The 9,169-nt window shown below is 60.9% G+C and carries 8 protein-coding genes and 1 tRNA gene; 6 read left to right on the plus strand and 3 right to left on the minus strand.

The window, feature by feature from the left end; genetic code table 11:
* Nucleotides 1-339 precede the first annotated feature (339 nt).
* Nucleotides 340-981 (plus strand): adenylyl-sulfate kinase, encoded by a 642-nt coding sequence (gene cysC / locus LJE91_14615; GenBank protein ID MCG6869913.1) that lies wholly within the window; start codon nt 340-342, stop codon nt 979-981.
* Nucleotides 982-1,027: 46 nt separating this feature from the next.
* Here cysC and LJE91_14620 read toward each other — a convergent pair whose 3' ends face one another.
* Nucleotides 1,028-1,972 (minus strand): MBL fold metallo-hydrolase, encoded by a 945-nt coding sequence (locus tag LJE91_14620; protein MCG6869914.1) that lies wholly within the window; start codon nt 1,970-1,972, stop codon nt 1,028-1,030.
* Between the two features lie 158 nt (nt 1,973-2,130).
* Nucleotides 2,131-2,559 carry a rhodanese-like domain-containing protein gene (locus LJE91_14625; protein MCG6869915.1) on the minus strand — a complete coding sequence of 143 codons (429 nt, stop codon included), beginning with the start codon at nt 2,557-2,559 and terminating at the stop codon, nt 2,131-2,133.
* Between the two features lie 258 nt (nt 2,560-2,817).
* Here LJE91_14625 and icd point away from each other — a divergent pair, with 258 nt between their 5' ends.
* Nucleotides 2,818-4,095 carry an NADP-dependent isocitrate dehydrogenase gene (gene icd / locus LJE91_14630; GenBank protein MCG6869916.1) on the plus strand — a complete coding sequence of 426 codons (1,278 nt, stop codon included), beginning with the start codon at nt 2,818-2,820 and terminating at the stop codon, nt 4,093-4,095.
* Between the two features lie 32 nt (nt 4,096-4,127).
* On the opposite strand, the gene LJE91_14635 is transcribed toward icd, so the two are convergent.
* Complete coding sequence (locus tag LJE91_14635; protein ID MCG6869917.1) at nt 4,128-4,952, minus strand: kinase/pyrophosphorylase; 825 nt, start codon at nt 4,950-4,952, stop codon at nt 4,128-4,130.
* 182 nt (nt 4,953-5,134) lie between these two features.
* Between LJE91_14635 and ppsA the strand changes: the two genes are divergently transcribed.
* The 4 genes from ppsA to LJE91_14655 all read left to right on the plus strand — a co-directional run bounded on the left by ppsA (nt 5,135) and on the right by LJE91_14655 (nt 8,884).
* The gene (ppsA, locus tag LJE91_14640; GenBank protein MCG6869918.1) at nt 5,135-7,495 is read left to right on the plus strand and encodes a phosphoenolpyruvate synthase; all 2,361 of its coding nucleotides are present in this window, start codon (nt 5,135-5,137) and stop codon (nt 7,493-7,495) included.
* Between the two features lie 95 nt (nt 7,496-7,590).
* Nucleotides 7,591-8,322, plus strand: coding sequence for a metallophosphoesterase (locus tag LJE91_14645; protein ID MCG6869919.1), 732 nt, complete (start codon nt 7,591-7,593; stop codon nt 8,320-8,322).
* A gap of 25 nt (nt 8,323-8,347) precedes the next feature.
* Nucleotides 8,348-8,689, plus strand: coding sequence for a DUF1820 family protein (locus LJE91_14650; GenBank protein MCG6869920.1), 342 nt, complete (start codon nt 8,348-8,350; stop codon nt 8,687-8,689).
* A gap of 104 nt (nt 8,690-8,793) precedes the next feature.
* Nucleotides 8,794-8,884, plus strand: a tRNA-Ser gene (locus LJE91_14655).
* Nucleotides 8,885-9,169 lie beyond the last annotated feature (285 nt).

A 9,169-nucleotide genomic window follows, 5' to 3' on the forward strand; every position in this document is an offset into this window, starting at 1 on the left:
GCGTCTTGATGACGAACGATCCCGGCGCTGCGCTGTCCCTGCTTTGCTTGGGCACCGGTCTTGGGCTTCCTGCCCAAGCCGTTCACTGCTTCGCAGTTCACCCGGCGCGATCTGGTATGTCATTTTCCGGCAATCGCCTAAGGGTCCACCAGGATTATTCTGATTGATTTTTTTGTTGTAGTATTAGGCGGTATTCTGCGGATTCCATGCGCACTTCCGGCACAGCCATGATGAAAGTTGTGATCGGTTTGCCAAACAGGCGGGGCGTTTAAGGATAACGTGACCATCGGAAACGCAATGGGATTTCTGTTGGGTTTAACGTTGACATCAAGGAGCACAATGGTGCAGAAGAGCAGCAACACGGTATGGCACGACGCTTCCGTATCTCGAGAGATGAGGGAGCGTCAGAACGGTCACAAGGCCGTTATTCTATGGTTCACGGGTCTGTCGGGGGCGGGTAAATCGACCCTGGCCCACGCCGTGGAAGAGCGGTTACACAATTTGCATTCTCGCACGATCGTACTCGACGGCGACAATGTCCGCCATGGGCTGTGCGGCGACCTGACCTTCTCGGAAGATGACCGCAAGGAGAACATCCGTCGCATCGGGGAAATGGTGAAGCTGTTTCTGGATGCCGGCGTCATCTCGCTGACGGCATTCATCTCCCCGTTCCGCGCCGATCGCCAGCGCGTCAGGGACCTCGCGCCGGAAGGGGACTTCATCGAGATCTATTGCCACGCGTCGCTCGATGTCTGCGAGTCCCGGGACGTCAAGGGTCTGTACAAGAAGGCGCGTGCCGGTGAGATCAAGGATTTCACCGGAATTTCCTCGCCCTACGAGATTCCCGAGAACGCGGAGATCGTGGTGGACACCGGCAGCGAGCCGCTCGAGGAATGCGTCGACCAGGTCATCGAATACCTGCAGCTCCGCGGTGACCTGCCGAAGCTCAGGGGACATGGCGTTCGCATGAAGGTCGCGTAGCCCGCCGATTCAATCCATCGCCCTTTCATGGCAGCCGGTCGCGTGTTCAGCGCGGCCGGTCCAGCCATACGTCCAGTCCCTGGGCATTCAGTTCAAGATCCATCCCATAGACCGATAATGCCCGTTCCGGGTTCGTCGCACTGTCGCAGTCTCGCAGTTCAGATACCAGGTAGTCCTTCAAGTCGTTCAGAATCCGCTGATGGCGGTCGTGAGCCTCCCGTGCCGATCGCGCAATTTCAGCGTGATCGCCGATTCGGCGTCGCAGGTCTTCTACGAGCCTTCCCACCTCTTCTACCCTGCCAAAGTGGGTGAGGTACATGCGCTCAGCCGGAAACGTCAGGAAGCGGTCGAGTGTCCGGTCCCATGCGGTGGGGTCGAACTGAACGGGTGTGGTGGTGGGGAAAACAAAGGCGGTCTCGCCACCCTCGACCTCGGGGTAACTCAGACCGAAGGTGTCGCCGGTGAAGAATCCCCGGGAACGCTCGTCGTATACGCTGTAGTGGTGGCGTGCGTGCCCCGGGGTATCCAGGATCCGCAGTCCGCGGCCGTTGAGATCGAGAACCATTCCGTCTTCGGCAACCGTGATCCGGTCCTCCGGCACGGGCGTCAGCATGCCGAAGAGCCGTTCGAACTCCGATTCGCCATAGACCGCTGTGGCGCTCTCGATCAATCGGGTGGGATCGACCAGGTGCCTGACCCCTCGCGGATGGACCACGATGCTTGCGTTGGCGAAGGTCCCGGCCAGAATGCCTGAACCGCCGGCATGGTCGAGGTGGACGTGGGTAGGCATGACATAGTCGACGGACTCGGGAGAGACCCCGTGGTGTTCGAGCGAGTGCAGCACGTTTGGGGTGCTGTTGGCGGTTCCCGTGTCGATGACCGCGGCGCGACCGCCCTCGATGACGAGATAGACGGCGGCCAGACCGGGACGCTGATAGCCACTGTCGACGCAGACCACGCCATGGTCGAGATCAATAAATAGCGGTCTCACGCAACGCCTTCTTTCGTCATCGCCAGGGCTTGCAGTCGGGTGAACCACCCCCGTTCCTTGCCTCCTCGGGGGACTCTATCCAGCAGTGTCTTCAAGCCGTCTCCCGTTCGGAGGTCGTCCGTTTGCCAGCGGCGCGGAAATCTTCCACGCGACGGGTGTCAGCACTGCTCCCAGGGCAATCCGCGGAAGCGCCAGCCTCCCGAGGTGCCGCGGTGGTGGTGCTCGTCCAGATCACCCTCGAAACCCTCTTCCACATGGTACACATTCGTCAACTTGTCCGAGAACAGCGCCTTGCCCGCCTCCTTCGAGCGTTTGCCACTCCTGCAGATCAGGATGATCGGGGCGCAACCCTCGTCCACATCGCAGACGGCCCCACCGAGAAGTAGTTTTCGCACCTCGGCGACGAAATGGGGATTCACCATCCATTCCGGTTCGTCGATCCAGGGGATGTGGACGGCCCCGACCGGGTGACCCACGAACAGGAATTCCATCGACGAGCGGATGTCGATCATCAGTGTGCGGGGGTCATCCTGCATCATCTGCCAGGCCTGCTGCGGTGTCAGGGCCTTCAACGGGGAATCAGTCATGTCGGTGTCTCTTGCGGATGCCGCGGATCCGGATCTCTCGGTGCCTGCCATTCAACGGGCGTGGTGCGCTGGTATTGCCTCCAATAATAGATCAATTCCGGGTGTCGGTGCCGCTTGGCACGTGGTCTGCGCCTCACAGTCACCCGGCGCCTTTCTGGCATGTGGTCCGGGAGGCAAGGCGGTGCGTTAGGACGGCTGCGGATTGTGTTATCGTCGCGACCGAAGTATCTACTGAATCAAGCATTTTTGGAGCATCGTATGTCGCCGAACAGCTATCTGCATGTCAAACGCCCACAGGAAGGAGAGCAGATCACGGTCTACGCCGATCAGTCACTGAGCATCCCCGATACCCCGATCATTCCGTACATCGAGGGCGACGGGATCGGCAGTGACATCACTCCGGTCATGCGGAACGTTGTCGACGCGGCGGTGACGGCGGCCTATGGGGGCGGACGCAGCATCATGTGGATGGAGGTCTATGCCGGAGAAAAGGCCGTCGAGGTCTACGGCCCCGACGAATGGTTGCCGGAGGAAACGCTGGAGGCCATGCAGGAGTTCGTCGTGTCCATCAAGGGTCCCCTGACCACGCCGGTCGGGGGTGGCATGCGATCGCTGAATGTGTCGATTCGCCAGGTGATGGACCTCTACGCCTGCGTTCGACCCATTCACTATTTCCCGGGTACCCCGACACCACTGAAGGACGCGTCGAACACCGAGATGGTGATCTTTCGCGAGAATACCGAAGACATCTACGCCGGTATTGAATGGCCGGCGGAATCGGACGGGGCCCGCAAGGTCATCGATTTCCTGCAGGGGGAGATGGGGGTCACGCAGATCCGCTTTCCGGACACCTCAGGAATCGGTGTGAAGCCGGTATCCCGCGACGGCACGCGCCGCCTGGTCCACAAGGCGCTGACCTATGCGATCGATAACGATCGCGATTCGGTCACGCTCGTGCACAAGGGAAACATCATGAAGTACACCGAGGGCGCCTTTCGTAGCTGGGGATACGAACTCGCCCGCGAGTCGTTCGGGGCCGAGGTGATCGATGGGGGGCCATGGTGTCGGATGAAGAATCCGAAGACCGGTAAGGAGGTCGTCATCAAGGACATGATCGCGGACAATTTCCTGCAGCAGATCCTGCTGAAGCCGGAACTCTATGACGTGATCGCCACCATGAATCTCAACGGCGACTACCTGTCCGACGCGCTGGCCGCCCAGGTCGGCGGGATCGGGATGGCGCCGGGTGCGAACATGGCCGACAGCGTCGCAGTCTTCGAAGCCACGCACGGAACGGCACCGAAATACACGGGGCAGAACCGGGTCAATCCGGGCTCGATTATCCTTTCCGCCGAGATGATGCTCCGTTACATGGGCTGGAAGGAGGCGGCGGACAGGATTATCCAGGGCATGAGCGGTGCCATCGCGGCCGGTACCGTGACCTACGATCTGGCCAGGATCATGGAGGGGGCGACCAAGGTGACCTCCTCGGGTTTCGGGGATGCCGTCATTGATCACATGCAGGCGCAAGCATAGCCTCGCACAGGGGACTCGGGTTGACGCGGGGGTCACCCAGCCACCGCCCGCGTGCGCAGTCCGCGTTCCTGCGCGATACAGGTGGCGATCTCCTCGATGGAACGGGTTTCGGTATTCAGAAACGGTATCCCGTATTCGCGAAACAGGGCTTCCGCGGCGCGGATCTCGGAGCGGCACCGTGCCAGTGAGGCATAGCGGCTGTCGGGGCGCCGCTCGCTGCGGATGATGTGCAGTCGCTCCGGTTGCGTCGTCAGGCCGTAGAGCTTGGCGGCGTGTTCGCGAAGGACCTCGGGAAGGTCGCTAGAGCGCAGATCGTTCTCGGTCAGAGGATAATTCGCCGCCCGGACCCCGAACTGCAGGGCCAGGTAGATGCAGGTCGGGGTCTTGCCGGAACGGGATACCCCGGTGAGGATGATATCGGCGTGCCCGTACTGGCGCGTATAACTGCCGTCGTCGTGGAGCAGCGTGAAGTTCATCGCCTTGATTCGCGAGTCGTATCTGCCGCGATTCGAAAAGCGGTGAGAAGGGCCCTCCCGATGAATGGGCTGGATCCCCAGCGCCTCGGACAGGGGGGGCAGGAAGCTTTCGAACAGGTCGAGCACGATCGCTCCCTCGTATTGCAGGAAGATTTCGCGAATCTCGGGATCGGCCAGGGAGGCGATCACCAGCGGCAGCCCGGAGGATTCCCCGGCGATCTGCCGGATCTGCTCGATCGTTGCGGTGGCCTTCTGCGAAGTGTCGATATAGGGCACGGTGATTTCTCTGAACGCCACGTCCGGGAACTGGGCGAGCAGGCTTTGTCCCATGGTTTCCGCGGTGATCGCCGTTCGGTTTGAAATGTAGAATACGGCCTGCATGGGTCGAGAATTCTCCTCGGGTCGTCAGGGAGGTCGCACGGAATCCCCACTTCGCTCAGGATGCCCGAGATCTCGTGGCGGGCTGCGCTTTGGGGGATCTTAATCGGGGAGGTCAATGCCGGGAAACGCGCAATACAATATGCATGGCGATAAATCAACATACTAACGCAAGGTGGGTCGAGATGGACAAACTGGTAGTTGATTTGCATACCCTGGGCATGAACGATGTCGGCCGCGTGGGCGGAAAGAACGCCTCGCTGGGCGAGATGATCACTCAACTCTCTGGCCTAGGGGTCTCTGTGCCTGGGGGGTTCGCCACCACGGCGGAAGCGTATCGCGCCTTCATCGAGCACGCGGGACTGACGGATCGGATCAACGCGGCGCTGGATCGCCTGGATGTCGGCGACGTCAACCAACTGGCCAGGACCGGCGCCGAGATCCGTGGCTGGATCGGCGACGCGAGCTTCCCCGCCGATCTGGAGGACGGGATCGCCCGGGCCTATCGCGAACTCGAGTCGGAGGCCGGTGAAGGGGTTTCCGTTGCGGTCCGCTCCTCGGCGACCGCCGAGGATCTGCCGGACGCATCGTTTGCCGGGCAGCAGGAGACCTATCTCAACGTCAGTGGTCTCGACCGCGTCCTGGACTCCGTGAGGCTCGTGTTCGCGTCCCTGTTCAACGACCGCGCCATCGCCTACCGCGTTCACCAGGGCTTCGCGCACGCGGACGTGGCCTTGTCGGCCGGTGTGCAGCGCATGGTGCGCAGCGATCTTGCCGCGAGTGGGGTGATGTTTACCCTCGATACGGAATCCGGATTCCGGGATGTGGTGTTCATCACCGGTAGTTACGGACTGGGCGAGACGGTGGTGCAGGGTGCGGTCAACCCGGATGAGTTCTATGTCTACAAGCCGGCGCTGGCGGCAGGCAAGCGAGCCATGCTGATCCGCAACCGCGGTGAGAAGGCGATCAAGATGGTCTATGGCGAAGGCGGGAGGTCCGTCGTCACCAAAGACGTGGACGAGGCGGACAGGGCGAGGTTCTGCATCGATCCACAGGACGTGGAGGAACTGGCCCGCCAGGCCGTCCTGATCGAGAATCACTATGGGCGGCCCATGGACATCGAGTGGGCACGGGACGGGGTCGACGGCGGTCTGTTCATCGTCCAGGCGCGACCGGAGACGGTGAAGAGCCGCCAGACCAGCGTCCTCGAGCGATTCCGGATGATGGAACAGGGGGAGGTGCTGACCTCCGGTCGTGCCGTGGGCCAGCGTGTCGCTTCGGGACCCGCGCGGGTGATCACGGACCTCGGCCAGATGGACCGTGTGCAGAAGGGCGATGTGTTGGTCACGGACATGACGGACCCCGACTGGGAACCCATCATGAAACGGGCGAGTGCGATCGTCACCAACCGCGGCGGGCGTACCTGTCACGCCGCGATCATCGCCCGAGAGATGGGTATCCCCGCGATCGTGGGTTGCGGCAATGCGACAGAAAAGGTGCCCGATGGCCAGCCCGTCACCACAAGTTGCGCGGAAGGGGACGCCGGACGGGTCTACGATGGCGAGTTGAATTTCGAGACCCAACGTATCGAGCTGGAGAAGATGCCCGAGGTGCCGGTCAAGGTGATGATGAACGTCGCCAACCCCGAGCAGGCATTCAATTTCGCCGCCATCCCGAACGCCGGCGTCGGTCTGGCGCGACTCGAGTTCATTATCAACAACATGATCGGCGTACACCCCAAGGCCCTGCTCGAGTTCGATGACCTGCCGGCGGACCTGAAGGCATCGATCTCCCGCAAAACCGCGGGCTACGCCGGCCCCGTGGAGTTCTACGTCGATAAGCTCGCGGAGGGCATCGCGACCCTGGCCGCGGCCTTCGCGCCAAACCCGGTCATCGTCCGCATGTCGGACTTCAAGTCCAACGAGTACGCCCACCTGATGGGCGGACATCGCTACGAGCCCGAGGAGGAGAACCCCATGATCGGGTTCCGCGGCGCCTCACGCTACGTGTCGGAGAGCTTCCGGGACTGCTTCGAGCTGGAGTGCCGCGCACTGAAGATCGTGCGCGAGGAGATGGGACTCGCCAACGTGGAGATCATGATTCCCTTCGTGCGTACCGTCGAGGAGGGGTCGCGGGTCCTGGAGCTGCTCGCGGAGAACGGCCTGCGTCGCGGCGACGGCGGACTGCGGGTGATCATGATGTGCGAGGTCCCATCGAACGTCATCCTCGCCGCGGAGTTCCTGGAGCTCTTCGATGGCTTCTCCATCGGCTCGAACGACCTGACACAGATGACCCTCGGGCTGGACAGGGACTCGGGCCTCGTCGCGGCCTCGTTCGACGAACGCAATCCCGCGGTCAAGGAGTTGATCCATCAGGCCATCCAGACCTGTAATACCAAGGGGAAATACATCGGAATCTGCGGGCAGGGGCCGTCCGATCACCCGGATCTTGCACGATGGTTGATGCAGGAGGGGATCGGCAGCGTATCGCTGAATCCGGATTCGGTCATCGAGACCTGGCTCTTCATGGCGGACCAGAAGGTTTGAACGAGACATCGAACGAAGAGACCTCTTCCAGCTCGGATGCCGTATACGGCGTTGACCGAGGTTCGCGGCGGGTCCGGCTCCGTTTCTGAGCGTTCATGAATATCCAGATACTGTCAGATATTCACCTGGAGTTCGGACCCCTGGAGGTCAGCGCGGATCGGGCGGACGTGCTCGTCGCGGCCGGTGATATCGGCGTCGGTTGTGAAGGGCTCGACTGGCTGGCGCGGTTTTCGTGTCCGGTGATCTACGTCGGGGGAAATCACGAGTACTGGCAGAACGATCTCGAGGCGCTGAACGCGGAACTGACGGAAAAGTCCAGGGGATCGAACATCGAGTTTCTCGAGAACCGTTACGTCACGATTGGTGAGTGCCGGTTTCTCGGATGTACCCTGTGGACGGATTTCAGCGGTGCCGACGAGTTCGAAATGGCGAAGGTATTCCTGGCCATGAACGATTTCCGGTATATCTCGGTCGGGTCACGCGGCATGATTCCAGAGGACATTATCGAAAGAAACGTCGCCTCCCGGGCGTGGCTGCGAGCAGAATTGTCCCGGCCCCACGACGGACGGACGGTTGTGGTAACGCACCACGCACCGCTGATGCAGAGCTGGTTCGGGAGCCGGGGAAGCGATCCCATCCGCCACGCCTATTGCAACGACCTGGACGACCTGTTGTCGGAGTATGACATCGACCTGTGGATCCATGGCCACATTCATGATTCGGTCGACTACGTCTTTTCCGGAGTTCGCGTTGTCGGAAATCCCCGGGGATATTTTGCGTACCGGGAGGTCCGGGGATTCGAACGCGAGAAGATTGTAGTCGTCTGAGAAAGGGGCAGTCGGGGGTACCGAAGTGGAAGTAAAGAAAAAGTCCTTGTATCGCGTCAAGTTCATCAATCAGGGGGAGGTCTACGAAGTGTTCGCGCGCGAGGTCTATGCCTCCGACATCATGGGATTCGTGACCGTCGAGCAACTCGTGTTCGACGATCGGGACTCCCCGGTCGTGGATCCGTCCGAGGAACGGCTCAAGTCCGAGTTCGAGTCAGTCCGGCGATGTCTCATCCCCATGCATTCGGTCATCCGAATCGATGAGGTCACCAACAGGGGAGCCGCACGGATCACCGAACTCGGCGATAAGGTCACGCCGTTTCCCACGACGATCCTGCGACCCGATGGCGGCAAGGGAGGGAAGTGACGGTCCGTGCAAGGATTGAACCCTCCGGTGATTCACGATACGCTGTCGCGCCTTGAGCCGATCCGCAAGTAAGGGCCCCTGCCTTGCGCGGCGGTTTAATAACCGGAGAGGTGTCCGAGCGGTTGAAGGAGCACGCCTGGAAAGTGTGTATACGTTAATAGCGTATCGAGGGTTCGAATCCCTCCCTCTCCGCCATTTTTAATAATAAAAACATTTAGATATCGGTCATTTTAGGGCAGTGCCAACATCCCTCGGTACGGTCCGATTTCGCAGGACCTTTCAAGCCGTTGCCAGCACGTTCGGTGCAAGTTTTCGTCTCAGCTTGCACCGGAATAGCCACGATTCTAGGAGCCTGTCGGCCTTAGGAACAATCTACTGCGCTGATGGGAGAGCGGCCAAAAAATCCCCGATTTCTCGTTGCGTAGGCCCACTATGCGCCTCGAAATCGTAAACTTTTTGTCTCGTTCTCCCACCATGCTC

This window comes from Gammaproteobacteria bacterium (assembly GCA_022340215.1).
GTDB lineage: Bacteria > Pseudomonadota > Gammaproteobacteria > JAJDOJ01 > JAJDOJ01 > JAJDOJ01.

Excerpts from the sequence above, each read along its gene's own strand:
- cysC (MCG6869913.1), top strand. The coding sequence starts at position 340 with ATGGTGCAGAAGAGCAGCAACACGGTATGGCACGACGCTTCCGTATCT.
- LJE91_14625 (MCG6869915.1), bottom strand. The coding sequence starts at position 2,559 with ATGACTGATTCCCCGTTGAAGGCCCTGACACCGCAGCAGGCCTGGCAG.
- icd (MCG6869916.1), top strand. The coding sequence starts at position 2,818 with ATGTCGCCGAACAGCTATCTGCATGTCAAACGCCCACAGGAAGGAGAG.
- LJE91_14635 (MCG6869917.1), bottom strand. The coding sequence starts at position 4,952 with ATGCAGGCCGTATTCTACATTTCAAACCGAACGGCGATCACCGCGGAA.
- ppsA (MCG6869918.1), top strand. The coding sequence starts at position 5,135 with ATGGACAAACTGGTAGTTGATTTGCATACCCTGGGCATGAACGATGTC.
- LJE91_14645 (MCG6869919.1), top strand. The coding sequence starts at position 7,591 with ATGAATATCCAGATACTGTCAGATATTCACCTGGAGTTCGGACCCCTG.